The 25,130-nt window shown below is 36.7% G+C and carries 32 protein-coding genes and 2 pseudogenes; 31 read left to right on the forward strand and 3 right to left on the reverse strand.

The window, feature by feature from the left end; genetic code table 11:
• Window positions 1-131: 131 nt before the first annotated feature.
• The 24 genes from upp to nth all read left to right on the forward strand — a co-directional run bounded on the left by upp (window position 132) and on the right by nth (window position 18,632).
• Entirely contained in the window at window positions 132-761 is a 630-nt protein-coding gene (upp, locus tag FNL60_RS02650) for a uracil phosphoribosyltransferase (protein ID WP_002262598.1), read from the forward strand.
• A 308-nt stretch (window positions 762-1,069) separates the two neighbouring features.
• Window positions 1,070-1,684 (forward strand): ATP-dependent Clp protease proteolytic subunit ClpP, encoded by a 615-nt coding sequence (gene clpP, locus FNL60_RS02655; protein ID WP_255262943.1) that lies wholly within the window; start codon window positions 1,070-1,072, stop codon window positions 1,682-1,684.
• A 114-nt stretch (window positions 1,685-1,798) separates the two neighbouring features.
• Window positions 1,799-2,239: a YlbF/YmcA family competence regulator gene (locus tag FNL60_RS02660; RefSeq protein WP_002275751.1), complete on the forward strand. Its 441-nt coding sequence runs from the start codon at window positions 1,799-1,801 to the stop codon at window positions 2,237-2,239.
• 6 nt (window positions 2,240-2,245) lie between these two features.
• Window positions 2,246-2,494, forward strand: coding sequence for a YlbG family protein (locus FNL60_RS02665; protein ID WP_002262674.1), 249 nt, complete (start codon window positions 2,246-2,248; stop codon window positions 2,492-2,494).
• 102 nt (window positions 2,495-2,596) lie between these two features.
• Window positions 2,597-3,769: an ABC transporter substrate-binding protein gene (locus FNL60_RS02670; protein ID WP_002280201.1), complete on the forward strand. Its 1,173-nt coding sequence runs from the start codon at window positions 2,597-2,599 to the stop codon at window positions 3,767-3,769.
• A gap of 83 nt (window positions 3,770-3,852) precedes the next feature.
• Complete coding sequence (locus tag FNL60_RS02675) at window positions 3,853-4,722, forward strand: branched-chain amino acid ABC transporter permease (protein WP_002262676.1); 870 nt, start codon at window positions 3,853-3,855, stop codon at window positions 4,720-4,722.
• A 3-nt stretch (window positions 4,723-4,725) separates the two neighbouring features.
• On the forward strand, window positions 4,726-5,682 hold the full coding sequence (locus tag FNL60_RS02680) for a branched-chain amino acid ABC transporter permease (RefSeq protein WP_002262677.1): 957 nt from the start codon (window positions 4,726-4,728) through the stop codon (window positions 5,680-5,682).
• Entirely contained in the window at window positions 5,682-6,446 is a 765-nt protein-coding gene (locus tag FNL60_RS02685; protein WP_002262678.1) for an ABC transporter ATP-binding protein, read from the forward strand. The genes FNL60_RS02680 and FNL60_RS02685 overlap by 1 nt, the downstream gene beginning before the upstream one ends.
• Complete coding sequence (locus FNL60_RS02690; protein ID WP_002262679.1) at window positions 6,446-7,156, forward strand: ABC transporter ATP-binding protein; 711 nt, start codon at window positions 6,446-6,448, stop codon at window positions 7,154-7,156. The genes FNL60_RS02685 and FNL60_RS02690 overlap by 1 nt, the downstream gene beginning before the upstream one ends.
• Before the next feature lie 115 nt (window positions 7,157-7,271).
• Window positions 7,272-7,931 carry a CBS domain-containing protein gene (locus FNL60_RS02695; RefSeq protein ID WP_002264029.1) on the forward strand — a complete coding sequence of 220 codons (660 nt, stop codon included), beginning with the start codon at window positions 7,272-7,274 and terminating at the stop codon, window positions 7,929-7,931.
• Window positions 7,932-8,006: 75 nt separating this feature from the next.
• Window positions 8,007-8,645: a dTMP kinase gene (gene tmk / locus FNL60_RS02700; protein ID WP_002264028.1), complete on the forward strand. Its 639-nt coding sequence runs from the start codon at window positions 8,007-8,009 to the stop codon at window positions 8,643-8,645.
• 12 nt (window positions 8,646-8,657) lie between these two features.
• Entirely contained in the window at window positions 8,658-9,533 is an 876-nt protein-coding gene (locus FNL60_RS02705) for a DNA polymerase III subunit delta' (RefSeq protein ID WP_002280200.1), read from the forward strand.
• Entirely contained in the window at window positions 9,530-10,336 is an 807-nt protein-coding gene (gene ricT / locus FNL60_RS02710) for a regulatory iron-sulfur-containing complex subunit RicT (protein ID WP_002274530.1), read from the forward strand. Before FNL60_RS02705 ends, ricT begins: the two co-directional genes overlap by 4 nt.
• Window positions 10,329-10,661 carry a DNA replication initiation control protein YabA gene (gene yabA, locus FNL60_RS02715; RefSeq protein ID WP_002271433.1) on the forward strand — a complete coding sequence of 111 codons (333 nt, stop codon included), beginning with the start codon at window positions 10,329-10,331 and terminating at the stop codon, window positions 10,659-10,661. Before ricT ends, yabA begins: the two co-directional genes overlap by 8 nt.
• 5 nt (window positions 10,662-10,666) lie before the next feature.
• On the forward strand, window positions 10,667-11,533 hold the full coding sequence (rsmI, locus tag FNL60_RS02720) for a 16S rRNA (cytidine(1402)-2'-O)-methyltransferase (protein ID WP_002264025.1): 867 nt from the start codon (window positions 10,667-10,669) through the stop codon (window positions 11,531-11,533).
• Between the two features lie 304 nt (window positions 11,534-11,837).
• On the forward strand, window positions 11,838-13,073 hold the full coding sequence (locus FNL60_RS02725; protein WP_002280199.1) for an ammonium transporter: 1,236 nt from the start codon (window positions 11,838-11,840) through the stop codon (window positions 13,071-13,073).
• A gap of 15 nt (window positions 13,074-13,088) precedes the next feature.
• Window positions 13,089-13,430: a P-II family nitrogen regulator gene (locus FNL60_RS02730; protein WP_002264023.1), complete on the forward strand. Its 342-nt coding sequence runs from the start codon at window positions 13,089-13,091 to the stop codon at window positions 13,428-13,430.
• Window positions 13,431-13,649: 219 nt separating this feature from the next.
• The gene (gene serC / locus FNL60_RS02735; protein ID WP_002280198.1) at window positions 13,650-14,741 is read left to right on the forward strand and encodes a 3-phosphoserine/phosphohydroxythreonine transaminase; all 1,092 of its coding nucleotides are present in this window, start codon (window positions 13,650-13,652) and stop codon (window positions 14,739-14,741) included.
• A gap of 117 nt (window positions 14,742-14,858) precedes the next feature.
• Complete coding sequence (locus FNL60_RS02740; RefSeq protein ID WP_002270504.1) at window positions 14,859-14,999, forward strand: RidA family protein; 141 nt, start codon at window positions 14,859-14,861, stop codon at window positions 14,997-14,999.
• A 150-nt stretch (window positions 15,000-15,149) separates the two neighbouring features.
• Entirely contained in the window at window positions 15,150-15,704 is a 555-nt protein-coding gene (locus FNL60_RS02745; protein WP_002280197.1) for a GNAT family N-acetyltransferase, read from the forward strand.
• An 85-nt stretch (window positions 15,705-15,789) separates the two neighbouring features.
• The gene (locus FNL60_RS02750; protein WP_002280196.1) at window positions 15,790-16,971 is read left to right on the forward strand and encodes a 3-phosphoglycerate dehydrogenase family protein; all 1,182 of its coding nucleotides are present in this window, start codon (window positions 15,790-15,792) and stop codon (window positions 16,969-16,971) included.
• Between the two features lie 88 nt (window positions 16,972-17,059).
• Window positions 17,060-17,554, forward strand: coding sequence for a methylated-DNA--[protein]-cysteine S-methyltransferase (locus FNL60_RS02755; protein ID WP_002262692.1), 495 nt, complete (start codon window positions 17,060-17,062; stop codon window positions 17,552-17,554).
• Between the two features lie 36 nt (window positions 17,555-17,590).
• Window positions 17,591-17,944, forward strand: coding sequence for an arsenate reductase family protein (locus FNL60_RS02760; protein WP_002272344.1), 354 nt, complete (start codon window positions 17,591-17,593; stop codon window positions 17,942-17,944).
• 64 nt (window positions 17,945-18,008) lie between these two features.
• Complete coding sequence (gene nth / locus FNL60_RS02765; protein WP_002264017.1) at window positions 18,009-18,632, forward strand: endonuclease III; 624 nt, start codon at window positions 18,009-18,011, stop codon at window positions 18,630-18,632.
• Between the two features lie 64 nt (window positions 18,633-18,696).
• Here nth and FNL60_RS02770 read toward each other — a convergent pair whose 3' ends face one another.
• Window positions 18,697-19,524: an exodeoxyribonuclease III gene (locus FNL60_RS02770; RefSeq protein WP_002266825.1), complete on the reverse strand. Its 828-nt coding sequence runs from the start codon at window positions 19,522-19,524 to the stop codon at window positions 18,697-18,699.
• 223 nt (window positions 19,525-19,747) lie between these two features.
• Between FNL60_RS02770 and FNL60_RS02775 the strand changes: the two genes are divergently transcribed.
• The 3 genes from FNL60_RS02775 to FNL60_RS02785 all read left to right on the forward strand — a co-directional run bounded on the left by FNL60_RS02775 (window position 19,748) and on the right by FNL60_RS02785 (window position 21,018).
• Window positions 19,748-19,993, forward strand: a complete 246-nt coding sequence (locus FNL60_RS02775; protein WP_002268997.1) for a hypothetical protein — start codon at window positions 19,748-19,750, stop codon at window positions 19,991-19,993.
• A 118-nt stretch (window positions 19,994-20,111) separates the two neighbouring features.
• A complete protein-coding gene (locus FNL60_RS02780; RefSeq protein WP_002262697.1) occupies window positions 20,112-20,390 on the forward strand; it encodes an autorepressor SdpR family transcription factor in 279 nt (92 codons plus the stop codon).
• Complete coding sequence (locus tag FNL60_RS02785; protein WP_002268996.1) at window positions 20,380-21,018, forward strand: SdpI family protein; 639 nt, start codon at window positions 20,380-20,382, stop codon at window positions 21,016-21,018. Before FNL60_RS02780 ends, FNL60_RS02785 begins: the two co-directional genes overlap by 11 nt.
• 125 nt (window positions 21,019-21,143) lie before the next feature.
• On the opposite strand, the gene tehB is transcribed toward FNL60_RS02785, so the two are convergent.
• Window positions 21,144-22,019, reverse strand: a complete 876-nt coding sequence (gene tehB, locus FNL60_RS02790; protein ID WP_002280195.1) for an SAM-dependent methyltransferase TehB — start codon at window positions 22,017-22,019, stop codon at window positions 21,144-21,146.
• Window positions 22,020-22,160: 141 nt separating this feature from the next.
• On the opposite strand from tehB, the gene FNL60_RS02795 reads away from it, so the two are divergent.
• The 4 genes and pseudogenes from FNL60_RS02795 to FNL60_RS02810 all read left to right on the forward strand — a co-directional run bounded on the left by FNL60_RS02795 (window position 22,161) and on the right by FNL60_RS02810 (window position 24,695).
• Window positions 22,161-22,964, forward strand: coding sequence for a hypothetical protein (locus FNL60_RS02795; protein WP_002262700.1), 804 nt, complete (start codon window positions 22,161-22,163; stop codon window positions 22,962-22,964).
• Window positions 22,965-23,338: 374 nt separating this feature from the next.
• The gene (locus tag FNL60_RS02800) at window positions 23,339-23,794 is read left to right on the forward strand and encodes a DUF3290 family protein (RefSeq protein WP_002264010.1); all 456 of its coding nucleotides are present in this window, start codon (window positions 23,339-23,341) and stop codon (window positions 23,792-23,794) included.
• A pseudogene (locus tag FNL60_RS02805) lies at window positions 23,791-24,422 on the forward strand (DUF421 domain-containing protein). Before FNL60_RS02800 ends, FNL60_RS02805 begins: the two are co-directional and overlap by 4 nt.
• 72 nt (window positions 24,423-24,494) lie before the next feature.
• Complete coding sequence (locus tag FNL60_RS02810) at window positions 24,495-24,695, forward strand: CsbD family protein (protein WP_002262704.1); 201 nt, start codon at window positions 24,495-24,497, stop codon at window positions 24,693-24,695.
• A 100-nt stretch (window positions 24,696-24,795) separates the two neighbouring features.
• Here FNL60_RS02810 and FNL60_RS10405 read toward each other — a convergent pair.
• Window positions 24,796-24,983, reverse strand: a pseudogene (locus tag FNL60_RS10405) (transposase); the annotation flags it as partial.
• Window positions 24,984-25,130 lie beyond the last annotated feature (147 nt).

The raw sequence follows: 25,130 nt of genomic DNA on the forward strand, positions 1-25,130 counted from the left end.
ATCTGTTACTTCTTAAAAAGAGGAACAAATTAGGTAATGGCTTCCTCTCAAATTTAAGATTTGATTGGAATTTATCGGCTTTTTTATGCTATAATGGTCACAGAAAATACAAAATAGAAAAAGGATACATTATGGGGAAATTTCAAATCATTTCGCATCCGCTCATTCAGCACAAACTCTCTATTTTACGTCGTAAAGATACTTCAACAAAGCATTTTCGTGAATTAGTCAATGAAATTGCTATGCTTATGGGGTATGAAGTCTCCCGTGAATTGCCGCTAGAAGAGGTTGAGATTGAAACGCCGATTACTAAGACTGTACAAAAACAGTTGACAGGAAAGAAATTGGCCATTGTTCCAATTTTGCGTGCTGGTATTGGTATGGTTGACGGACTCTTGAGTTTGGTACCAGCAGCTAAAGTTGGTCATATTGGTATGTATCGTGATGAAGAAACATTGGAGCCGGTAGAATATCTGGTTAAATTACCTGAAGATATTGACCAACGTCAGATTTTTGTGGTTGATCCCATGTTAGCAACTGGAGGTTCGGCTGTCTTGGCTATTGATTCTCTTAAAAAAAGAGGAGCAGCCAATATCAAATTTGTTTGTCTTGTTTCGGCTCCTGAAGGCCTTAAGAAATTACAGGAAGCACATCCCGATATTGATATTTATACAGCGGCTCTTGATGAAAAACTAAATGAAAAGGGCTATATTGTTCCAGGTCTTGGGGATGCAGGCGATCGCTTGTTTGGCACAAAATAACAGTCCAGTGGACTGTTATTTCCCGAGCCTGAAAATGAGATAGCGAGGCTAAGTCCAGTGGACTGTTATTTCCCGAGCCTGAAATGAGATAGCGAGGCTAAGTCCAGTGGACTGTTATTTCCCGAGCTTAAAATGGGATAACGAGGTTAAGTCTGATAAATTTTGCTTTTAAGGATTTTAAAAGGGAATTGTCACAAGAACAGCTCAGGGGTTAAGAGTTACTTGATAGATCCTCACTTTAAAAAAGTTGTCAAAAATCAATGTAAATATTTGACCTTTTTTGACCAATAGGATATAATAACTCCAAGATTGAATTAAAGGAGAAATACAGTATGATTCCTGTAGTTATTGAACAAACGAGCCGTGGTGAACGCTCTTATGATATTTATTCACGTCTATTAAAAGATCGTATTATTATGTTAACTGGTCCTGTTGAAGACAATATGGCAAATTCCATTATTGCTCAGTTACTGTTTCTTGATGCACAAGATAATACCAAAGACATTTATCTTTATATTAACTCACCGGGTGGTTCTGTTTCAGCTGGTCTTGCTATTGTTGATACGATGAACTTTATTAAGTCTGATGTTCAAACGATTGTTATGGGTATTGCTGCTTCCATGGGAACAATCATCGCTTCTAGCGGTGCCAAAGGAAAACGTTTTATGTTACCAAATGCAGAATATCTTATCCATCAGCCAATGGGCGGTACAGGCGGTGGCACACAGCAGTCTGATATGGCTATTGCTGCCGAACAATTGCTTAAAACACGCAAAAAATTAGAAAAGATTCTATCGGATAATTCTGGAAAAACAGTAAAACAAATTCATAAGGATGCTGAACGTGATTATTGGATGGATGCTAAGGAAACATTAAAGTATGGCTTCATCGATGAAATCATGGAAAATAATGAATTAAAATAAGTAGAAAAGCTGAGTTATAATGACTTAGCTTTTTGAGTTGAGTAGAAAAACTATGATTTTCTGAAAAGAGGTAATAAACAAAGCGGAAAATCATTTTTTTGTTATAATAGAAATATGTTAAAAATTAACAGTCAATTATTTGCAATTGAAGATACTCTTGATGATCTTGTGGCTGCTTTTTTAAATTTGGAGGTGGTCAGGACATACAAGGCAGCTCAAAAAGCATTTTTAGCTGATAAAAATTTGCAAAAAGAAATTAGTAATTTTCAACATTATAATGAAGATTACAATGATCAAAAAACTTTTATTAAATACCGTCCGGAAGTAAAGCAATTGAGGCGAAAGATGTTTGAAAAAAAACGTCAGCTTGATTTGAACGAAAAAGTTATTGCACTTCGCAGAGCCGAAGTGGATTTACAGGAAGTTCTAGCTAAGATTGCTCAAAAAATAGCAGAATCTGTTTCATCTGATGTTTTTGTAGATACGGGTTTACCGCTGGCACCGCATAAACCACCTCACAAAAAAGGATATGGCAATAATATTAAGGAAAGATAAGAGAAAATGTTTGAAAAGAAAAAAAGACTAGGTCTTATTGTTTATCTTTATTATAATCGTGATGCCAGAAAGCTTAATAAGTATGGCAACGTCGTTTACCATTCTCGGCGAATGCGTTATTCAGTACTCTATATTGCTCAAGACGAAACTGATAAAATCATTGAAGAGATTGGTGCTCTTAAATTTGTCAAAAAGGTTCTTCCATCCTATATTGATACGATTGATCAAAATTTTGTAGGCAGTTTAATGCGCTAAGAGGGCACCTATAAAAAATGAGGAAATATGCTTGACAATATTCAGATAATTCAGTATTCTTATTGATGACTAATATTTAAGATAAATTTAAGGAGAAAACATATGAAGAAAAAAATAGCTCTAGCAGCTCTTTCTTTTGTCAGTGCAGCTGTTCTTGCAGCTTGCAGCTCAGCATCTGGTGGTTCATCAGATGCAGCTGGTAATAAAATTGGAGATACTGTAAAAATTGGTTACAATCTTGAATTATCAGGAGATGTAGCCGCTTATGGACAAGCTGAAAAAAACGGTGCTAACCTTGCTGTTGAAGAGATTAATAAGGCAGGCGGTATTGATGGCAAAAAGATTAAAGTTATCTCAAAAGATAATAAATCTGATAACGGTGAAGCATCAACAATCTCAACTAATCTTGCTACCCAAAGTAAAGTAAATGCTATCTTGGGACCAGCAACATCTGGTGCTACAGCGGCTGCTGCTCCCAATGCCAACGATGCTGCAGTACCACTCGTAACGCCTTCTGGAACACAAGATAATTTGACCTATTCAAAAGGCAAAGTTCAAGATTACATCTTCCGTACAACTTTTCAAGATAGCTTCCAAGGAAAGATCATTGCCAAATATGCAACAGATAATTTGAAAGCTAAAAAAGTAGCGCTTTACTATGATAAGTCAAGTGATTATGCCCAAGGTATTGCTGATGCATTCAAAAAAGCATATAAAGGGAAGATTACTGTTGAAGATACCTTTCAAGCTAAAGACCAAGATTTCCAAGCAGCTCTGACCAAGTTTAAAAATAAAGACTTTGATGCCATTGTGATACCAGGTTATTATACTGAAACTGGTTTGATTACAAAGCAAGCACGTGATCTGGGGCTTACCCAGCCTATCTTAGGACCTGATGGTTTTAATGATGAAAAATATGTTGAAGGTGCTGGTGCAGCCAATACCAATAATGTTCATTATGTATCTGGTTACTCAACAAAAGTTGCTTTAACAAATAAGGCTGAAAAATTCCTGAAAGATTATAAGGCTAAGTATGGTGAAGAGCCAAATATGTTTGCCGCTCTTGCTTATGATTCCGTTTATATGATTGCTGATGCTGCAAAAGATGCCAAAACATCTAAGAATATTGCAACAAACCTAGCTAAATTGAAAAACTTTAAAGGTGTGACAGGTAAAATGACAATTGATAAGAAACATAACCCTGTTAAATCTGCTGTTATGGTTGGTCTTAAAGATGGTAAAGAAGACACAGCTACTGCTGTTGAAGCAAAATAAAGACAGAATAGGTCTGAAACAATGAACATCTGGGGAACGTATCCCCAGATATTATTTATTTATAGAAAGTTTGGTAGAATAATATGCTCCAACAACTTATTAATGGTCTTATCCTAGGGAGTGTCTATGCGCTGTTAGCCCTTGGTTATACCATGGTTTATGGAATTATTAAGTTAATTAACTTTGCCCATGGAGATATTTATATGATGGGAGCCTTTATTGGTTATTTTCTTATTACAAAATATCATATGAATTTCTTTGTGGCTCTTGTGCTGACGATGGTTTTAACAGCTATCTTAGGGGTTGTGATTGAATTTCTGGCTTATCGTCCTTTGCGGAATTCGACACGTATTGCTGCTTTGATTACTGCCATTGGTGTTTCTTTTTTTCTCGAATACAGTATGGTTCGTTTAGTTGGTGCCAATAAACATGCTTTTCCCCAAACCCTTGCTACAGTGAAATATAATTTAGGTCCTGTTAGTGTAACCAATGTACAACTCATCATTTTAGGAGTCTCTATCTTCTTGATGTTGGCTTTGCAGTTTATTGTCCAAAAAACTAAAATGGGTAAAGCCATGCGTGCCGTTTCAGTTGACAGTGATGCTGCGCAGTTAATGGGAATCAATGTTAATAGTACTATCAGTTTTACCTTTGCTTTAGGTTCTGCACTTGCTGGTGCTGGTGGTGTCTTGATTGGACTTTATTATAATTCTGTTGATCCACTGATGGGAATGGTTCCCGGTATTAAAGCCTTTGTCGCCGCTGTTTTAGGCGGTATTGGTATTATCCCAGGTGCAGCTGTCGGAGGCTTTATGATTGGTCTTTTAGAGACGTTTTCTGTTTCTATCGGTCTTGCAAGTTACAAGGATGCAGTTGTCTATGCAGTGCTTATCATTATCCTTTTAGTAAGACCAGCTGGTATTTTAGGAAAAAATGTGAAAGAGAAGGTGTAAGCAATGAAAAAAAATTTAAAAGCAAATATAACTTGGCTTGCCCTAGTCCTTATCATCTTTTTTCTTCTTTTTGGACTTATTAGTGCTGGTATCATAGATATTTACTATACTCAAATTCTCATGGGAATTGGGATTAGTATTATCATGGCACTCGGAACCAACTTAGTTCTTGGCTTTTCTGGACAGCTCTCTCTTGGACAAGCTGGTTTTATGGCCATTGGTGCTTATGCAACTGCTATTTTAACAACTCAAAATCCTACTTATGCAGGTTTCTATTTATCCATTATTGTCGGTATGATAGTGACTGCAACGGTTGCCTTGGTTGTTGGGATTCCAACACTTCGTTTGAAGGGTGATTACTTAGCTATTGCAACTCTTGGTGTAGCTGAAATTATCCGTAAACTGATTGAAAATGGTGGTGATTTGACTAATGGTTCTAGGGGAATTATGGGAATTCTCAAATACACCACTTGGCCAGTCGTCTTTGTTTTCGTTGTTTTGATTACCATTTTTGTGTTAAATTATCTGAGGAGTCCTATGGGAAGAGAAGTACTTGCAGTTCGTGAAGATGAAATTGCAGCAGAAGCTATGGGGGTGAATACGACAAAAATTAAGGTACTTACTTTTATGATTGCTGCAGTAATTTCCAGCATTGCAGGTTCCCTTTATGTCGGTTATATTGGTACAGTCGCTCCTAAAGATTTTACCATTATGAAATCAATTGATTTTCTTATCGTGGCTGTTCTTGGTGGACTTGGCTCAGTAACAGGAACTATTGTGGCTGCTGTTGTTTTGGGTATCCTCAATATGTTCTTGCAAAATGTATCAGATATTCGTATGATTATCTATTCGTTAGCTTTAATTTTGGTTATGGTCTTTAGACCAGGCGGTCTTTTAGGAACATGGGAATTCAGTTTTTCAAGACTTTTCGCTAAAAAAGCTAAGGAGGGCGACAAATAATGGCACTTCTTGATGTAAAAAATTTAACAAAAAATTTCGGTGGTCTGACAGCTGTTGGGGATGTTACTCTGGAGCTTAATGAGGGAGAATTGGTCGGTCTGATTGGTCCTAATGGGGCAGGTAAGACTACACTTTTTAATTTATTGACTGGTGTCTATGAACCAAGTGAAGGAAGTGTGGAACTTGACGGTACTCTTTTAAATGGGAAGACACCTTATAAGATTGCTTCTTTAGGACTATCTCGTACTTTCCAAAATATTCGCCTCTTTAAGAATATGACCGTTATCGAAAATGTTTTAGTCGGTATGGAAAATACGCGCAATCCTCATCTCTTTTCGAGTTTTCTGCGCTTACCAAGTTTTTATTCAAATGAAACGGACTTACAGGAAAAAGCCATTGAACTTCTAAAAATTTTCAACTTAGATGACAAGGCTGATACTTTAGCGAAAAATCTTCCTTATGGACAGCAGCGGCGCTTGGAAATTGTGCGTGCACTGGCTACTAAGCCCAAAATCCTCTTTTTAGATGAACCAGCTGCGGGGATGAACCCTCAAGAAACGGCTGAATTAACTGAATTAATTCGTCAAATCAAAGAAGAGTTTAGTATTACTATTATGTTAATTGAACACGACATGAGTCTGGTTATGGATGTTACTGAACGTATTTATGTTTTGGAATACGGACGTCTCATTGCTCAGGGAACACCAGAAGAAATTAAGCACAACAAACGCGTAATTGAAGCTTATCTAGGAGGTGAAGCCTGATGGCGATGTTAAAAGTTGAGAATTTATCTGTTCATTATGGTGTTATTCAAGCAGTCAAAGATGTGTCTTTTGACGTCAATGAAGGGGAAGTCGTTTCTCTTATTGGTGCCAATGGTGCTGGCAAGACCTCTATTTTACGAACTATTTCGGGTTTGGTGCGTCCAAGTTCAGGGGAAATTAATTTTTTAGGAAATGATATTCAAAAAGCTGCAACTCGAAAAATTGTAGCTTCTGGTCTGTCTCAGGTTCCAGAAGGGCGACATGTTTTTCCTGGTTTAACAGTTTTAGAAAACTTAGAAATGGGAGCTTTTTTGAGCAATAATCGTGAGGAAAATCTAGCACGCTTAAAAAGAGTGTTTGAACGTTTCCCGCGCTTGGAAGAGCGTAAAAATCAAGATGCAGCAACCCTTTCTGGCGGTGAGCAGCAAATGCTTGCCATGGGGCGTGCTCTCATGAGTCAGCCTAAGCTGCTTTTGCTTGATGAGCCATCTATGGGATTGGCACCAATTTTTATACAAGAAATTTTTGACATCATTCAAGATATTCAAAAGCAGGGGACAACAGTGCTTTTGATTGAGCAAAATGCTAAGAAGGCCCTGTCAATTGCAGATCGTGGCTATGTTTTGGAAACTGGAAAGATTGTTCTTTCAGGTACAGGCAAAGAATTATTGGCTTCTGATGAAGTTCAAAAAGCTTATTTAGGTGGATAAAAAGAAAGAGTGGCAGAATAAGAATTGGCACATTCGTTTTTTGCTACTTTTTTATCAATTAAAGTGTTAATGACTTGAATATGCTATAATGAAAGAAAAAGAGTGAGGTTTTATTATGCCAGTAAAGGATTTTATGACAAGGAGAGTTGTTTATATTTCTCCAGATACAACTGTAGCCAAGGCGACAGATATCATGCGTGAGAAAAATTTGCGCCGTCTTCCGGTTATTGAAAATGATGTTTTAGTTGGTTTGCTGACTGAGGGAACTATCGCTGATGCTAATCCATCTAAAGCAACAAGTCTTTCTATTTATGAAATGAACTATCTTTTAAATAAGACCAAAGCCCGCGATGTTATGATTAAAGATGTTATTACGGTTTCAAAAGATGCTCGTTTAGAAGATGCGATTTATATTATGATGAAGCATAAAATTGGTGTCTTGCCTGTTGTTGATGGCAATCAGATGTCAGGTATCATCACTGATAAAGATGTTTTTCGTGCCTTTTTGGAAGTTTCTGGTTATGGTAAAGAGGGGATCCGGATAAGACTTTTAGCTGACGATAAAGTTGGTATTTTAGAACAGATTGTAAAAGATATTTCTGATGAAAAGCTCAATATTAAGCGGATTGTTGTTGCTGGACGTCGGGAAGATAAGGTTATCATTGAGATTCAGATTGATGGTAGATTTACCAGTGAATCTCTAAAACAAAAACTGCTTAATCAAGGCTTTACAATTGAGTCTATTGAACAGACTGAAAGAAAGACTGATTTTTAATTGGTTCTGCCATTTGGCAGTGCCTTTTTTTCATATTTTTGGTAAAATAGAATAATCATAATAAAAGGAAATCTAATGACAAAGGGAATTTTTATTTCATTTGAAGGACCAGATGGAGCCGGAAAGACGACAGTTTTAGAGGCTATTTTACCTCAATTAAAAAAACTTGTTGCAAAAGAGGTTATCACAACACGCGAACCCGGTGGTGTTGCTATTGCAGAAAGTATTCGGGATCTTATTCTTGATGTTAATCATACTAATATGGACGATAAGACAGAATTACTTCTTTATATTGCGGCTCGTCGTCAGCATTTGGTTGAGAGGATTTTACCTGAGTTGAAAAAAGGCAATCTTGTTCTTGTGGATCGTTTTATTGACAGTTCTGTTGCTTATCAAGGCTATGGCAGAGGACTTGATGCTGATGCAGTTACGTGGCTGAATAACTTTGCAACAGATGGTTTGCAACCAGATCTAACACTTTATTTTGACGTTGATTCACAGATTGGTCTTACTCGAATCGAGAAGAATAAAGAGCGTGAAGTCAATCGACTTGATTTAGAACAATTAGATATGCATTGCCGTGTACGTTCAGGTTATTTGAAATTGGCTCAGGAAAATCCTGATCGGATTGTTACCATTGATGCGGCTCGTCCTTTGGAAGAAGTTATTACTGATGCCTTATTTATAATCAAACAAAGATGTTTAGAAAAGTAAGAAATAATTAATATGGAATTAGAAAAACTACAGCCTAAAATTTTTCAAGAATTTCAGCGAATTTTACAATCTGGCAAGCTGAGCCATGCTTATTTGTTTTCGGGGGATTTTGCTAGTTTTGAAATGGCTGTTTTGTTGGCTCAGAGCCGTTTTTGTGACAGTCCTATTGATGCTCTTCCTTGTGGGCAGTGCCGTTCCTGCCGGTTAATTGCTGAAAAAGATTTTTCGGATGTTAAAGTCATTGAACCTGAAGGGCAAATGATTAAAACAGCAACGATCCGTGATTTGCTGCGTGAATTTTCCAGTTCAGGATTTGAAGGACAGTCACAGGTTTTTATTATTCGTGATGCTGATAAAATGCATACTAATGCCGCTAATAGCTTGCTAAAGTTTATTGAAGAGCCACAAAGTGATACTTATATGATTTTATTAACTCAAGATGAAAGTAGGATATTGCCTACGATTAAAAGTCGAACTCAAATTTTCTATTTTCCTAAGAATAGGGCTTATTTAATCCAACAGTTAGAACAGGAAGGACTACTCAAAAGCCAAGCAGAAATACTAGCGGATCTATCTAAAGATCCGACACAAGCAAAAGAATTTGCACAAAATAATAAATTGCTGGACTTGTTAAAAGCCTGTGAACGTTTTACCGCTATCTTATTTGACAGTAAAAATCTTGCTTATTTAGAAGTGTCACGGTTGGCTCAGCTAGCTAGCGAAAAATCCGAACAGGAATGGGTCTTTCAATTGTTAACTTTCTTTTTATCAAAAAATTATGATAAAAGGGAAACTTTAAGTTACTTAGAAGCTATTTATCAAGCCAAAAAAATGTGGTTTAGTAATGTAAGTTTTCAAAATGCACTGGAATATATGGTGATAACATGATAGAAGTAATTGGTATCAAATACGAAGAAACGGATAGCATTAGTTATGTACTGCCTGATCGGACCTATCAAAAGGATGATTTCCTTGTCGTTCAGAATCGTAAGGGAAGCCGTTTAGCACAAGTTGTTCAGGAAAATTTTGCTATGTCAGCCGACAAGCTTCCAGACATAGAGCAAATAGATAAAGTTTTGAGAAAGGCAGAGCAAGCAGATATTGAGACTTATCAGAACAATTTAATTTTAGCAGAAGAAAGTTTTGCTAAAGTTAATGCACTTATCCAAAAAAATCAATTAGAAATGAAATTGATTGATATTGTTTTTCCTTTGGAACGTCGGCAAGTCTTGATTACCTTTGTTGCAGAGCATCGTGTTGATTTTCGTCAGCTCTTAAAAGATTTGGCCAATTTTTTTAAAGCAAGGATTGAATTACACCAAATCAATAGTCGTGAAGAAAGTAAAATTTATGGCGGTCTGGGTCCGTGCGGCCGTGCTCTTTGTTGCTCAAGCTTTCTTGGCGAGTTTCCGCCGGTTTCTATCAAAATGGCAAAGAATCAAAACTTATCTCTGAATTCTGGGAAAACAACAGGAGTCTGTGGCCGTCTTATGTGCTGTTTAAGTTTTGAAGATGATTTTTATCGTGAATCCAAAGAAAAATTTCCTGATTTAGGTACTAAGGTCAATACTCAAAATGGCCAAGGTATTATTGCTGGTATTGATGTTATTTCTGAAACTGTTAAGGTTCGTTTTGAAGAAACTCCTGGTCTTTTGACCTATGCATTAGAGGAGGTCAAGATCAATGGATAAAAAAGACTTATTTGATGTTTTTGATGATTTTTCACAAAATTTGATGGAAACGTTGGCTGAAGCGGAAGCCTTAAAGAAACAAGTGCAGGATTTAGTAGAGCAAAATGCGTCTTTACGTTTGGAAAATGATAAGCTAAGAGACCGTCTTAGCCATTTTAGCCAGATGGAAGAAAGTGATCCTAGCAGTAAGGCAATTAGTTCTAGAAAAGAAAACCTTGAAAACATTTATGAAGATGGTTTCCATATTTGCACTTTCTTTTATGGGCAAAGACGAGAAAATAATGAGGATTGTGCTTTCTGTATGGAATTGTTGTATCGAGAGTAGGTCTTATGCAAGTACAAAAAAGTTTTAAAGAACAAACAGCTTATGGGAAGCTTTATCTCGTGCCAACTCCTATTGGTAATCTTCAAGATATGACTTTTAGAAGTATTGCTATTTTAAAAAAGGTTGATTATATTGCGGCAGAAGATACCCGCAACACAGGACTCTTGCTGAAACACTTTGATATTTCAACACGTCAGCTTAGTTTTCATGAGCATAATGCTTTTGAAAAAATTCCTGATCTTCTGAAGCTCTTGAAATCTGGAAACTCTTTAGCTCAAGTATCTGATGCGGGTTTGCCAAGTATTTCTGACCCTGGATATGATTTGGTGCGAGCAGCTATTCAAGAAGATATAGCAGTTATAGCACTTCCGGGAGCTTCGGCTGGCATTACTGCTCTTATTGCTAGCGGTTTGGCTCCTCAACCTCATATTTTTTATGGTTTTTTACCACGCAAATCTGGTCAACAAAAGTCTTTTTTTGAGGAAAAAAAGTATTACCCAGAAACTCAAATTTTTTATGAATCGCCTTATCGGGTTCAGGAAACTTTAGAAAATATGCTGGCTGTCTATGGTGATAGACAGATAGTATTGACCAGAGAATTGACCAAACTTTATGAGGAATATCAAAGAGGAAATATTTCAGAAATCTTAACTTATATTGCAGAAAATCCTCTTAAGGGAGAATGCCTCTTACTGGTATCTGGCTATGATCATCAAGAAAAAGAGCAGCAGGTAAGTGAAGTTGAACTGAAACATTTGGTTGAAGCTTTAGTTAAAGAAGGTATGAAACCTAATCAAGCTATCAAAAAAGTAGCTAAAGAGAATGATTTCAATCGTCAAGAACTATATCAACTCTATCATGAATTACAGTAGACAGTTTCGACTGTCTTTTTTCTTTGAGTATTAGTTCGTCTCGCTCTATGATCTTCGTAATTCATAAACTATCGATTGATAAGAGTCATGATTAGATAGAAATGTTAAAAAACATAATATATAACGAAAAAGATAAATGGTCACTGGAAATAGTTGAAATAAGCTTTAGAGCCCTAGTACTATAATATTTTCAAATAATATAAGATGTTATATTCTCTGAATTTTTAGAAAATTTCGCCAAAAAATCTTTTATTTTCCTGAAAATATGTTATATTATATAACATAAAGGGAGGTGCTGATAGATATGGATTCAGGATCTATAGCATTTATTATCATTTGTTCTGCGCTTGTTTTTTTAATGACACCGGGTTTAGCCTTTTTCTATGGAGGCTTGGGACGCCGCAAGAATGTCATCAATACAATGATGATGGCAGTTGTGCCACTTGCTTTGGCCTCGCTTTTGTGGGTAGTTGTAGGTTATTCCTTATCTTTTAGTGGTGTTGGAAAAGTATTTGGTGATTTTTCACATGTCTTTTTGAATGGTGTGAAGGAAGGAGCAAGTAGTAGAGGGTTAACAATACCAGATACCTTATTTTCTGGTTTTCAAATGATGTTTTCTATCATTACAGTAGCTATTTTGACAGGTGCTGTTGCAGGAAGGATGCGTTTCACTCCTTTAGTTATTTTTATTATCTTTTGGTTACTTTTAGTCTATTATCCTTTTGCACACATGGTTTGGGATGATGGTCTATTAGCGAAATGGGGGACGCTTGATTTTGCCGGTGGTGATGTTGTCCACATTACATCAGGCGTTTCGGGGCTGGTATTAGCCTTGGTAGTCGGTAAACGTCGCGATTATGACCGTCTGGATTATCGTCCACATAATATTCCCTTTGTTCTTTTGGGAGCAGGTCTACTCTGGTTTGGTTGGTTTGGGTTTAATGCAGGTTCCGCTTTAGCTGCTAATGGTTTGGCTGTTCATGCTTTGTTGACAACTCATATTTCAGCTGCCGCTGCTATGTTCTCATGGCTGCTACTTGAAAAATATTTAAATGGTAAACCTTCCTTAGTAGGCGGTTCAACTGGTTTAGTCGCAGGCTTAGTTGCCATTACATCAGGTGCAGGCTTTGTACCCTTATGGAGCTCTTTGTTGATAGGACTCATGGTTAGTCCTCTATGTTATTTTGCTATCGCTGTGTTGAAAAGTAAATTTGGTTATGATGATGCCTTGGATGCTTTTGGCTGTCATGGTATAGGTGGTATTTTCGGAGGGATTGTAACAGGACTTTTTACAACACCTCATCTGGCTTTAGATAAATCCAATATTGGTCTTATTTATGGTAATGCAAGATTATTTTTAGTTATTCTGGCAGCTATTCTTTTTACGATTATTTGGTCAGCTCTGATTAGTTTTTTAATTATAAAAGTTATTTCCCTTTTCATGCCAATTCGTGTCAGTGATAGAGAAGAAGCTACTGGACTTGACGACAAAGAGCATGGAGAAACTGCGTATCCAACCTTTATGGGACTTGATTCTTAGGAGAAAGGAAGTATCATGAAAAAAATAGAAGCTATTATTCGCTCTGATAAATTAGAAGATTTAAAAGCAGCCTTGGTTCAGTCAGGTTTTACCAAAGGAATGACTATTAGCCAAGTTCTAGGATTTGGGAATCAACGAGGTTATACAGAATATGTCCGTGGTCAAAAGATCACTCCAACGCTCTTAGCCAAAGTGAAAGTTGAAATTGTTGCTCATGATGCAGCAGTCGAAGAAATGATTACGACCATCAGCCAAGCAGTAAAGACAGGAGAAGTTGGTGATGGTAAGATATTTGTCAGTCCAGTTGATGAAATTGTTAGAATTCGTACAGGAGAACGTGATGGTGATGCCATTTAAGTTGCCTGTCTTTGCTATTAATATTGCTGCTCAAAGAAAGATTTAAGCTTTTTGATAAGTACGTCCTAAAGATAAGTTAAGCTTTTCGTTTTTAGGATGTGCTTTTTTTGAAAAACAAATTTTTGAGGTATGAATTTTAAAAATTTGTCTTTAAATGAAATTAGTTTACAAAATTCTGAAAATTTGTGATATAATTTACTTACTTTAAGGAGGTATCAGATGACAATTTATAATTTTTCTGCAGGTCCTGCAGTCTTGCCAAAACCAGTTCTTGAAAAAGCTCAGACTGAATTTCTAGATTACAATCATTCTGGCATGAGTGTTATGGAATTATCCCATCGTTCCAAAGATTTTGATGACATCATTAAAGATGCCGAAAAATTACTTCGTGACTTGATGGCTATTCCTGATAATTACAAGGTCATGTTCTTGCAAGGCGGAGCTTCGACACAATTTTCTATGTTACCACTTAATCTTGCACAGGGACGTAAAGCTTATTATGTGGTTGCAGGATCCTGGGGGAAAAAAGCATATGCAGAAGCTGTAAAATTGTCCAAAACGATTCCTTTTGAACCAATCCTTCTGGCTTCATCAGAAGAGACAACTTATGATCATATCCCAGAAATTGATTCTGCGAAGATTGATAAAGATGCTGCTTATGTGCATATTACGACTAATAATACCATTGAAGGAACTTCTATCTATGATCTTCCTGAAACGCATGGTGTGCCAATTGTAGCTGATATGTCTTCCAATATTTTAGCAGTTCGTTATAATGTCGCTGACTTTGGCTTGATTTATGCAGGAGCACAAAAGAATATTGGACCTGCTGGGGTTACGATTGTTATTGTTCGTGAAGATCTACTCAATGACGAGCCCGTTCTTTCTAGTATGTTAGATTATCGTATTCAAGCTGAAGCTGGTTCGCTTTATAATACACCACCAACTTACGGTATTTATATTGCTAAACTTGTCTTCGAATGGCTTAAAGAACTTGGTGGCGTTGATGAAATGGAAAAAATCAATCGTGAAAAATCAGGCCTTCTTTATGATTTCATTGAACAGTCAGATTTTTATACTAGTCCTGTCAAGAGTCCTAAAGATCGCTCAGTAGCCAATATCCCATTTGTGACACCATCTAAGGATTTGGATGCTAAATTTGTCAAGGAAGCTGATGCGCTTGGTTTCAAGAATATCAAAGGTCACCGAAGTGTTGGCGGTATGCGTGCCAGTCTTTACAATGCCTTTCCACGTCAAGGTGTTTTAGATTTGATTGACTTCATGAAGAAATTTGAAGCAGAAAACAAATAATATCGTAGAACTTCCGTAGGAATATTGCTGGTCAATCCCTTTAGGAGGACACCGTTGGTTATTCTCGTCTTGTCATTATTGGTGATTCGATTGAGGTCACCGGAACAATAGCTATTAATGATGAAAACCTTGTGCTGTTGGCATGCCTATGAACAAACGCGTTTCGTTTTGCAGTCTATTATGGATTTGTTTACTAAAGAGGAACTTCCTTTTGAAAATCTCTATCGGACACGTCTGTTTGTCACTGATATTTCATGATGGGAAGAAGTCGGACGTGCGTATGGTGAATTTTTCAAAGAGGTAAAATCTGTGGCTACTATGGTAGAGGTGCCTTCGTTGATTGACAAGGACTTACTAGTCGAAATTGAAGTTTTTGCTAAACTAGAAAAATAGGAGTAACAGATAAGAATGGAAATTAGACAAGCTTTCCCCAATGAAGTCGATGTCGTAATGGCAGTCCTCAGTTCTGCCAAGCAATTTTTAGCAGAATCAGGATCTAGTCAGTGGCAGGGTGAAAATGGTTACCCCAACGAAGACGATGTCTTTGATGACATTTTGCAGGGGCAGGCTTATGTGGCGGTTGTTGGTGGACAAATTGTGGCTTATGCTGCAGTCATTGATGGCAAAGATGAGGCTTATGACAAAATTTATGATGGCAAATGGCAGCACAACAACTATCGTTATGTCACCATCCATCGTCTAGCTGTCTTGCGAGATTTTGCGGGTCAAGGGATTGCTCAGACTTTCTTGCAGGGTCTGATTGAAGGTCAGGCTGGTTCAGATTTCCGTATTGATACGCATAAAAAGAACAAAGCTATGCGGCATATCGTTGAAAAATTAGGCTTTGTCTATTGCGGTAAAGTACCAATTGATGGTGAGCGTTTAGCTTATCAAAAAATCAAACAGAATAATGAGAATGCTCTCTATCAAGAAATTGATGAAGCAGATTATCATGGCTTTTAAATTTCAATTGTCAGCTGCTAGTAGAGCACTTAAATAGGGTAGAAAGAGAGACCTGAGCTAATCAGGTTCTATTGGTGAATGAAAAATGGTCTATAGTGTTAAAACCTTTAATAATATTAACCAAGTCGGTTTAAAAGAACTTGGCAATAAGTTTCAAGTAGATGGAGATTTAGCAGAAAATCCAGATGCTTATATTATTCGCAGTCAGAATTTACATGGGGCTGATTTTCCTAAAAATCTGAAAGCCATTGCACGCGCAGGTGCTGGAACAAATAATATTCCAATTACTGAAGCGACAGAAGCAGGTATTGTTGTTTTCAACACTCCTGGTGCTAATGCCAATGCTGTCAAAGAAGCAGTAATTGCTTCTCTTCTCTTTTCAGCGCGTGATTATATTTCAGCGAATGGCTGGGTTAATACTTTAACTGGTGATGATGTTCCTAAACAAGTTGAAGCTGGGAAAAAACAATTTGCAGGCAGTGAAATCGCTGGAAAAACCTTAGGAATTATTGGTCTAGGTGCGATTGGTGCTCGTATTGCTAATGATGCCCGCCGTTTAGGAATGAATGTTCTTGGTTATGATCCTTATGTTTCCATTGAAACTGCTTGGAATATCTCCAGTCATGTTAAGCGTGTCAATGATTTAAAAGATATTTTTGAGAATAGTGATTATATTACCATCCATGTTCCTTTAAATGATGAAACTAAAAATACCTTTAATGCTGATAGTTTTGCTCTTATGAATAAAGGGACAACTATTATCAATTTTGCCCGTGGTGAATTGGTTGACAATGAAGCGCTGTTTGAAGCGCTTGAAACAGGCACTGTTAAACGCTATATCACAGACTTTGGTACTGAAGAATTATTAAATAAGAAGGGGATTACTGTCTTTCCACACGTGGGAGGGTCAACTGAAGAAGCTGAACTCAACTGTGCTATTATGGCTGGTAAGACGATTCGTCGGTTTATAGAGACAGGAGAAATTACTAACTCTGTCAATTTTCCAAATATGCACCAAACTTTAACCGGACCTTATCGAATTACCTTAATTAATAAAAATGTTCCTAATATTGTAGCTCGTTTGTCAACTGCAGTTTCTAATTTAGATATCAATATCGCCAATATCTTGAACCGTTCAAAAGGAGATTATGCCTATACCATTTTGGATCTTGATGAAACAGATAAGGCAAAAATTGATGACCTAGTTGCTAATTTTGAAGCGAGTGACAATATTGTTCGTGTACGCTTAATCAGGGGCAAAAAATAAGATGATATATATACTAGGATTAGGGTGGTGAGCAGTTTTAACCATTGACTGTTTTTGCCCTTTTTATGGCTGAAAAGGAGGGAAAATGATGGTCCTTTACAAGCAGATTTATCATTCTCCTTTGGGAGATTTATCTCTTGTTGCAAATAATCAGGGTCTAATTGGCGTTTGGTTCCTTAATCAAAAATACTTTGAACAAGGATTGGAGGGAGAAACAGTCATAGAGCAAGCAAATACTATCTTAGATCAAGCCAAACAGTGGCTAGATACTTATTTTGCTGGGGAAAACCCTAATATGGTAAAGTTTCCTTTGAATCCACGGGGGACTGCTTTTCAAAAGCGCGTCTGGCAGGCCTTGTCTGAAATTCCTTGGGGACAGACTAGAGCTTATGGAGATATTGCTCAAAAAATAAACTGCCCATCCGCCCGAGCAATTGGTGGATCAGTTAGTCGCAATCCGTTAAGTATCATTATCCCTTGTCACCGTGTTCTTGGTGCTGCCGGTCAAATGACAGGCTATGCTGCTGGTATTGATAAAAAGATGTGGTTATTAGAGCATGAAGGCTTTAAAGTTGACAAGTAATTTATCTTTGCTAAGATAAATTTGAAAGGAGAACATATGCTGACATTTTACGAATATCCTAAATGCAGTACCTGTCGCCGTGCCAAAGCAGAATTAGACGATTTGGCTTGGGATTATGACGCAATTGATATCAAAAAGAATCCACCTGCAGCTAGTCTAATAAGGAATTGGCTAGAGAACAGCGGTCTAGAACTTAAGAAATTTTTCAACACATCAGGACAATCTTATCGTGCTCTGGGATTAAAAGATAAACTTCATCAACTAAGTCTTGATGAAGCAGCGAATTTATTAGCTAGCGATGGTATGCTCATCAAACGCCCGCTTTTAGTAAAAGAGGGTAAAATAGTACAAATAGGCTATCGAACAGCCTACAAAGATCTTGACTTTTAAAGTCGAGATTTTTTCTTTCCTTTCTTTTTCATGCTATAATGAGCTCAAGGAGAATTTGACAATTATGGTTTTATCAAAAAAACGTGCTCGTAAAGTATTAGAAGAAATTATTGCGCTTTATCCAGATGCTGTTCCTAGCTTAAATTTTAAAAATCATTTTGAGTTGTTAATTGCTGTTATTTTATCAGCTCAGACAACAGATGCAGCAGTTAATAAAGTGACTCCTGCCTTATTTGCAGCTTATCCGAGACCAAAAGATCTAGCTAAGGCTGACTTGAAAGATCTTGAATCTTATATTTCTCAGATTGGACTCTATCGGAATAAGGCGAAATTCTTAAAAGAATGTTCGCAACAGTTAGTCGAGCATTATAATGGTCAAGTACCTCAAACGAGAAAAGAACTAGAAAGCTTGTCTGGTGTCGGTCGCAAGACAGCTAATGTTGTCATGAGTGTCGGCTTTGGTCTTCCTGCCTTTGCGGTAGACACCCATGTCAGCCGTATTTGTAAGCATCACAATATTGTGAAACAAACAGCAACTCCTTTAGAAGTGGAAAAGCGTGTGACAGAAGTACTCCCGCCAGAAGAATGGCTGCCAGCCCACCAAGCACTCATTTATTTTGGGCGGGAAGTTTGCCATCCAAAAAATCCTGAATGTCAAAAGTATCCGCAATTGTATGAATTCGATTGAGCATTCGGTACCAATAAAAATAACCTCTGCAGTGAGTTAATTTTCACTTGCAGAGGACTTTTGTTTATAAATCAATTTTCAGCAGAATAGGGGTATGGTCTTGACGAGTTCCTGAATCAATCATTTCAGATTTAAGAATTTTATCGCTTAATCGATTGCTGATTAGCCAGTAGTCAATTCTCCAGCCTGAATTGTTAATCTTGCTGGTCTTGCTGCGCTGAGCCCACCAGCTGTAAACATTAGGCACATCCCCATGAATATAGCGGAAAGTGTCAGTAAAGCCTTGTTCCAATAAATGAGTAAAGCCAGCCCGTTCTTCATCTGTAAAGCCTGGTGAACGGCGATTGGAAGAAGGATGAGCGAGGTCAATTTCCTTGTGGGCAACATTATAGTCGCCTGTTGCCAGAACAGGTTTTTGCTTATCTAATTGAGCTAGATAAATGGCATACTTTTCATCCCAAATTTGACGATCATCAAGGCGTTTAAGGCCATCACCAGCATTTGGTGTATAAACCTGAGTAACAAAGAAATCATCAAATTCTAAGGTAATGATACGCCCTTCGTCATCCATGGTTGCAGGAGCGCCGATTTCTGGATAGGTGATAGTAGGTTGCAAGTTTGATTTGTAGAGAAACATGGTTCCAGCGTAACCTTTACGCGCAGGTTCCACTGAAGAACGCCAAACAACATCATAGTCGGGGAAATAATCCTTGAGAATACGCAAATGTTTTTTCGTGGGACCTTTGGCAGATAGCTTTGTCTCCTGAATAGCCAAGATATCGGCATCTTGTTCCATAAGTGTATCCAGAACAGCACGTGAAAGTAAAGCACGCGCAGAATCGCTGGTCAGGGCAGCGTTGAGGGAATCAATGTTCCATGAGATAAGTTTCATTATTAAGATATTAAGTCCATCCAGTAAGTGATCAGCATAAGGTTATGTGCCTGCACACCAACTGCTCTATCTAAATACTCAGACTGTAGGACGGGCTTTCTTCCTTTCTAGTCTTGCCTTTTATTTATCATTCTTTTATTTTATCAAAAAATGGCTGAACAAGCGAGTTTGGGGTTTGTAAAAAGACAGTCAAGATGTATAATACTAACAAAAGGAGAGAAAAATGGTGAGACTTCTATTGCATATCATTTTATTAGTTTTCTTTATTTGGTACCTCATCAGAATTCTTCGTCTTTGGGGCAAGCAGTCGGCAGATGAACCTTTGTGGGTACCTAAAAAAATTGGTGTGGGAATTAGTTTAAATCCAAGGAATACGCTTGGTTTTTGGATAAGTCTGCTTGTGACACTATCTGTGCTTATTATCCTTATTGTCTTGATAATATTTTACTTTCTGGCAGAAGGTGAGTGAGAGCATTAGTTTTTCTTTTTTGGGAACTATTTAGAAAAAAGTCTAAATAATTGTTGCAATTTATAGCAAAAGTGTTATAATCTATTTAGAAATAATTCTAAATACTGAAGGAGTCATCATGGGATTTGCTGAAACGTTTAAGGCTTTGTCAAATCCAATTCGACGCGATATTCTAGATTTACTAAAGTTGGGGCAATTATCAGCTGGTGAAATTTCTAGTCATTTTGAACTAGCGGGAGCTACTATTTCGCACCATCTTAGTGTCTTGAAAAAAGCAGATTTGGTACGAGAAACACGAGAGAAGAATTTTATTTACTATGAACTCAATACCTCGGTTTTGGAGGATATGATGGTCTGGTTGGCTGATTTGAAAGGAAATACGCATGATGAAGATTGATAAAAAATTATTAGTGTTGACAAGTTTGATTATTCTGCTGCCTGTCTTGTTAGGTTGTTTCTTTTGGTCACAGCTGCCAAAAACGATAGCGACGCATTTTGATCTATCAGGTCAAGCTAATGGCTTTAGTAGTCGTTTGTTTGTTGTTTTTGGACTTCCGTTTTTTCTCTTGTTGCTTCATTGGTTTTGTCTCTTTATGACCAGCAAGGATCCAAAAGCCAATAATGTTAGCTCTAAAATGCATCGTCTGATTTATTGGATTATTCCTTTGGTATCTTGTTTTGTGATGATTTCGATTTATGGACAGGCTTTTGGCTATTTGAGTAATCATGTTCTGATAGCTAATCTTCTTATAGGAATCCTGTTGATTACTATTGGTAATTATATGCCAAAAACCCGTCGTAATTACACCATAGGCATTCGTCTGCCATGGACTTTGGATAATGATGAAAATTGGAACAAAACTCATCGATTGGCTGGTAAACTTTGGGTTAGCGGGGGTGTCCTTATTTTCATCAATGCTTTTGTTCAAATCGTCGTTTTGCAGGTGTTTGTCATAGTTTTGGCAGTTATGATTGTACTGCCCATTCTTTATTCATTTATTCTAAATCAGAAGAAAAAAGTATAGGAAATTGATTTTACAACCGCTGTGTTAAACTGAAATCACTGCACAATAAAAAAGCAGAACATTTTGAACATACTTTTTTTATCCATTTGGGAAAGAGCAGTTCACTTTTGTTCTAGCTTTTTTTGTTATTTCACCTTTTTGGCCAACAAGGTAGCAAATTGCATTTGCAGGCGATTGCCATTGGCATCGGTTTTATGAAGCTGCCCCAAATCTTCATTATATTTAATCAGATACCATTCTTTATAATAATCTTTAAGTTCCCCCTTCTTAAAGGTAAAAGGAATGGGACAAGGATAGGATTTGGTATCCATAGCGCAAACGATAAGATTATAGCCGCCAATAGCAGTATGTTTTTGCATATCTTTGATAATATCTGGTACAACTGGTCTATTTAAGAACATAAAAACCACTGTTGATAGAATAAAATCATAGGTCTCTTGCAAATTTGCTGTATTGATATCATACCAGTTAATCTTGCTTGGTAGATTTTCTTCATTGGCTATATTTTTCAGATGAATAAGACTTTGTTCATTGGTATCAACAGAAGTGACATCATGTCCTAACATGGTCAAATAGAGGGAATTACGTCCTTGACCGGATCCAAGGTCTAGTATTTTACTGTTTTCTTTTAAATAAGGTGCCGAGAAAAGGACTTCTGAATGTGTCTTGGTCATCCCATATTTTTTGTTAAAATAATCTCCCTTTTGACAGTAAAGGGTAAGGTGACATTCCAAATCATTAGAAGCAGGTTCAATTTTATAGCAAACTTGAGGTTGAATAAAAGGCATTTGGGAATCCTTATCAAAAGTCAGCTTTTCTAAAACATGATCATCTTTATCAAAAAAATAAACATCAAGCTTTCCAGAAAGGACAGTTAACTGTTCCCAAGTTCCGACTTTAGTGTTGTGCGGGTTTAAAAGTGTTTCTGGGATGCTATTGGCAGTCCAATTAGGAAGACGTTTATAAGCCAGCAGCATATTTGTATTTCTGTTAGGCATCATAGTTATTCTGTTTTTCATTTGAATTTTATTATAGCACAAGTTTTTGAAGTATGCCTAGTCTAACGTTTTTAAATTAAAGTCAAAAACGCCTTAAATTATGGTAGAATAGATTATGTAATAAAAAGTATTGAGGAGATTAACATGAATCAAAACGAGTGGTTAAATCAATTTCGTTCTGTAAATGGTCGTGAACCAAGTCAAGAAGAGCTTCAGGCAGCTTTTCAAAGAGGAGAATTCAGCCAAACAGTTCCGGCAGCAAAGAGAAAAATGAAGACCTCTACCATTGTTATCATTAGTGTAATAAGTATTCTTGCTGCTTTATTGTTGATTGCAGGCGGAGGCACTGTTTACTACTATGTTTCTGGGAATGCAGATGGTGTTTGGGAAAATACGTACTCTTACTATTATAGTTCTAAGAAACATCGTTGGGTTAGTGCAACTAGAGAAAATAAGCAAAATAATTTTGAAGATGAGACATTCTTAGATATTAAAAAGAATTCGGTAAAAACTTATAGTTACTATGTTGCCAAAAATTCTGAAGACTTTACTTCAACTAGCAGTTATAGCCATATCCGATCAATGTATAAGACAAATATTTGGCAAAGAAAATTTGATCTGAGTATTACACAAGCTGAATATATGAAAGACATCAGGAAATACATCAATAACTTTTTCAAAACACAGTACACCTCTGACCAAGATTTGAAAGAGCTGCAAGATAATTATAAAAAGACCTATAAAGAAATTAAAAAAGGAAAAGTAACTTATCAAAGAAAGGGGAAGCAACTAATCGTTAAAACTTACAATAAAAAAGGTAGATTAATAGAACAAGATGTTTATATTAAACGAACAGGAAAAGCAGTGACGAAGTTATATCACAATTATCGTAAAGCAGAAAAAGCTGAACGTGCACGGTTAGATAAATTAAATGCAATGTCTTACTAAAGAACAAAAAACAATTTTTAATGATATTGCCGTTTTAAACTTTAATTGATAAAGAAAGACTAGGGATCAATGGTCAAACAGTTCAAAAAGTTGGATAACCAGCTTCTTGCGGCCTATACAAATGTCCTGGTCTTTTTATAACCAGTTTATTCTACCGTATTTACAATAAATGAATAATTTAGAGAATTATAGAATCAATGGTTGTGGTCACAAAGATTAGTTAGATTTTAAAGATAGGTAATCCTTTACCAGAAAAGGACGGAATTGAACAAAATTTAGATCAGAGCACATGCCTTCTTGATGGCAGCTGGCATAATGGACAAAGGAAACTTGAGAGATATTGCAATTTTTCTATAATAGATAGAGGAAATAGGATGACATTTTATTCATATAATTATGTTTTAAGTCGAATTAATCAACAAAACTGGATAACTGTAACGATTTCAGCTTTACTGCTTCTCGTAACAGGCTTTTTTGCCTTTAAAGCTTATCGTAACAAACGGGATACAAAATTCCGTGAATTGGTAATTATCTCTATACTGTCGTTGTTTGCGGTAATTTTAATAGGCATTAGTACCTTTCAAACCAATCAAGCTTCCAACAATCAATTTCAAACTTCTCTTCATTTTATCGAAGTGATTTCGAAAGATCTGGGAGTTGACAAATCAGAGGTCTATGTTAATACTTCGGCAGCAACGGACGGGACGATCGTAAAGGTCGGGAAGAATTTTTACCGAGCTATGAGTGGCAGTAATCCTGACAAATATTTGCTTGAAAAAATCGAATTGCATAAGACGACAGATATCGAATTGGTGGAGGCTGAAAAATGATGTTGAATTATCTGGAAATCCTTATTAAACTAGTACTTGGTTTATTTCACTCGTTTTTGTCATTAATGTGACAGGAAAAGGTAATCTGGCGCCAAATTCAGCAACCGACCAGATTCAAAACTATGTTCTCGGTGGGATTATTGGTGGAGTGATTTATAATTCAGCTATTACCATTCTTCAATATTGTGTGATTTTATTGATTTGGACGATCTTGGTTTTGAGTTTAAAATGGTTGAAAACGAATAATCACTTTGTCAAACGTGTGATTGATGGGAAACCGATTGTTTTAATTAAACGTGGTCAATTGGATGTGGAAGCCTGTCGTTCTGCAGGGTTAGCCGCCTCAGATGTAGCACTCAAACTTCGTGGACAAGGAATTTATCAAATCAAACAAGTTAAACGAGCTATTTTGGAACAAAATGGTAAACTCATTGTCGTGCAGGCTGGTGAAGAAAATCCAAAATATCCGGTCATTACCGATGGAGTGATACAACTGGAAGTTTTAGAATCCATTGACAAAACAGAAGAGTGGTTAGTGGAAAGATTAGCTAAAGACGGCTATAACAATGTTTCGGAGATTTTCATTGCAGAATATGAAAATGGGAATTTGAGCATTGTAACCTATTAAATTAAGGGTCACATTACTTGACATAATAAATAAAAATGGTATACTAAAAGCAACAGACAAGGAGGTTTTATTATGGGTCTGGAAGAAAAGTTAAATCAAGCTAAAGGTGCTATTAAACAAGGTGCTGGTAAGCTCACTTCAGATAAAAAGGTCGAGACTGAAGGTGCTATTGAAAAAACAGTTGCTAAAGCAAAAGACAGCATCAAAGATATCAAGGACGGTGTAGAAGGTGCTGCTGAAGGTATTAAAAGTACCTTTTCTAACAAAGAATAATCTAAATATAAAAGAGCAGAAATCCTATCTAATTAGTAGTAGAATTAGTTAGAACTTCTGTCTTTGGTGCTCAATATTAACTGTAGTGGATGACTGCTAACTAAGCATGAGAGAGAATCAGATTGGTTCTCTCTTTTGTGATGTTCAAAACAATGAGAATTTTCGTTTTGAAGCCCTTGAAATTACGAAAGTCGAAAACTTAACGTTTGATATCCTTGATGAGCTTATTGATTTCCTCTAAGTTGGCATTGGAATAAGGGCATTGGTGATATAAGATTTGTATTTCAGAAGGGTTCTGGAGACTATTTTTTCATCATGCGTTTGTCGTGAGAAATGATACGTTCTTTTTCAAAGCTTGTGAAATATGCTATAATAAAGTGTTATCAATTTAGAGGTCTCATTTGCCTCAAAGGAGAAAGGAATTAAAACCGAACG

Source organism: Streptococcus mutans (assembly GCF_006739205.1).
GTDB lineage: Bacteria > Bacillota > Bacilli > Lactobacillales > Streptococcaceae > Streptococcus > Streptococcus mutans.

Bases quoted from the DNA above. Each gene is read 5' to 3' on its own strand.
- upp (WP_002262598.1), top strand. From the start codon at position 132: ATGGGGAAATTTCAAATCATTTCGCATCCGCTCATTCAGCACAAACTC.
- FNL60_RS02660 (WP_002275751.1), top strand. From the start codon at position 1,799: ATGTTAAAAATTAACAGTCAATTATTTGCAATTGAAGATACTCTTGAT.
- FNL60_RS02665 (WP_002262674.1), top strand. From the start codon at position 2,246: ATGTTTGAAAAGAAAAAAAGACTAGGTCTTATTGTTTATCTTTATTAT.
- FNL60_RS02670 (WP_002280201.1), top strand. From the start codon at position 2,597: ATGAAGAAAAAAATAGCTCTAGCAGCTCTTTCTTTTGTCAGTGCAGCT.
- FNL60_RS02675 (WP_002262676.1), top strand. From the start codon at position 3,853: ATGCTCCAACAACTTATTAATGGTCTTATCCTAGGGAGTGTCTATGCG.
- FNL60_RS02680 (WP_002262677.1), top strand. From the start codon at position 4,726: ATGAAAAAAAATTTAAAAGCAAATATAACTTGGCTTGCCCTAGTCCTT.
- FNL60_RS02685 (WP_002262678.1), top strand. From the start codon at position 5,682: ATGGCACTTCTTGATGTAAAAAATTTAACAAAAAATTTCGGTGGTCTG.
- FNL60_RS02690 (WP_002262679.1), top strand. From the start codon at position 6,446: ATGGCGATGTTAAAAGTTGAGAATTTATCTGTTCATTATGGTGTTATT.
- FNL60_RS02695 (WP_002264029.1), top strand. From the start codon at position 7,272: ATGCCAGTAAAGGATTTTATGACAAGGAGAGTTGTTTATATTTCTCCA.
- tmk (WP_002264028.1), top strand. From the start codon at position 8,007: ATGACAAAGGGAATTTTTATTTCATTTGAAGGACCAGATGGAGCCGGA.
- FNL60_RS02705 (WP_002280200.1), top strand. From the start codon at position 8,658: ATGGAATTAGAAAAACTACAGCCTAAAATTTTTCAAGAATTTCAGCGA.
- ricT (WP_002274530.1), top strand. From the start codon at position 9,530: ATGATAGAAGTAATTGGTATCAAATACGAAGAAACGGATAGCATTAGT.
- yabA (WP_002271433.1), top strand. From the start codon at position 10,329: ATGGATAAAAAAGACTTATTTGATGTTTTTGATGATTTTTCACAAAAT.
- rsmI (WP_002264025.1), top strand. From the start codon at position 10,667: ATGCAAGTACAAAAAAGTTTTAAAGAACAAACAGCTTATGGGAAGCTT.
- FNL60_RS02725 (WP_002280199.1), top strand. From the start codon at position 11,838: ATGGATTCAGGATCTATAGCATTTATTATCATTTGTTCTGCGCTTGTT.
- FNL60_RS02730 (WP_002264023.1), top strand. From the start codon at position 13,089: ATGAAAAAAATAGAAGCTATTATTCGCTCTGATAAATTAGAAGATTTA.
- serC (WP_002280198.1), top strand. From the start codon at position 13,650: ATGACAATTTATAATTTTTCTGCAGGTCCTGCAGTCTTGCCAAAACCA.
- FNL60_RS02740 (WP_002270504.1), top strand. From the start codon at position 14,859: ATGATGAAAACCTTGTGCTGTTGGCATGCCTATGAACAAACGCGTTTC.
- FNL60_RS02745 (WP_002280197.1), top strand. From the start codon at position 15,150: ATGGAAATTAGACAAGCTTTCCCCAATGAAGTCGATGTCGTAATGGCA.
- FNL60_RS02750 (WP_002280196.1), top strand. From the start codon at position 15,790: ATGGTCTATAGTGTTAAAACCTTTAATAATATTAACCAAGTCGGTTTA.
- FNL60_RS02755 (WP_002262692.1), top strand. From the start codon at position 17,060: ATGGTCCTTTACAAGCAGATTTATCATTCTCCTTTGGGAGATTTATCT.
- FNL60_RS02760 (WP_002272344.1), top strand. From the start codon at position 17,591: ATGCTGACATTTTACGAATATCCTAAATGCAGTACCTGTCGCCGTGCC.
- nth (WP_002264017.1), top strand. From the start codon at position 18,009: ATGGTTTTATCAAAAAAACGTGCTCGTAAAGTATTAGAAGAAATTATT.
- FNL60_RS02770 (WP_002266825.1), bottom strand. From the start codon at position 19,524: ATGAAACTTATCTCATGGAACATTGATTCCCTCAACGCTGCCCTGACC.
- FNL60_RS02775 (WP_002268997.1), top strand. From the start codon at position 19,748: ATGGTGAGACTTCTATTGCATATCATTTTATTAGTTTTCTTTATTTGG.
- FNL60_RS02780 (WP_002262697.1), top strand. From the start codon at position 20,112: ATGGGATTTGCTGAAACGTTTAAGGCTTTGTCAAATCCAATTCGACGC.
- FNL60_RS02785 (WP_002268996.1), top strand. From the start codon at position 20,380: ATGAAGATTGATAAAAAATTATTAGTGTTGACAAGTTTGATTATTCTG.
- tehB (WP_002280195.1), bottom strand. From the start codon at position 22,019: ATGATGCCTAACAGAAATACAAATATGCTGCTGGCTTATAAACGTCTT.
- FNL60_RS02795 (WP_002262700.1), top strand. From the start codon at position 22,161: ATGAATCAAAACGAGTGGTTAAATCAATTTCGTTCTGTAAATGGTCGT.
- FNL60_RS02800 (WP_002264010.1), top strand. From the start codon at position 23,339: ATGACATTTTATTCATATAATTATGTTTTAAGTCGAATTAATCAACAA.
- FNL60_RS02810 (WP_002262704.1), top strand. From the start codon at position 24,495: ATGGGTCTGGAAGAAAAGTTAAATCAAGCTAAAGGTGCTATTAAACAA.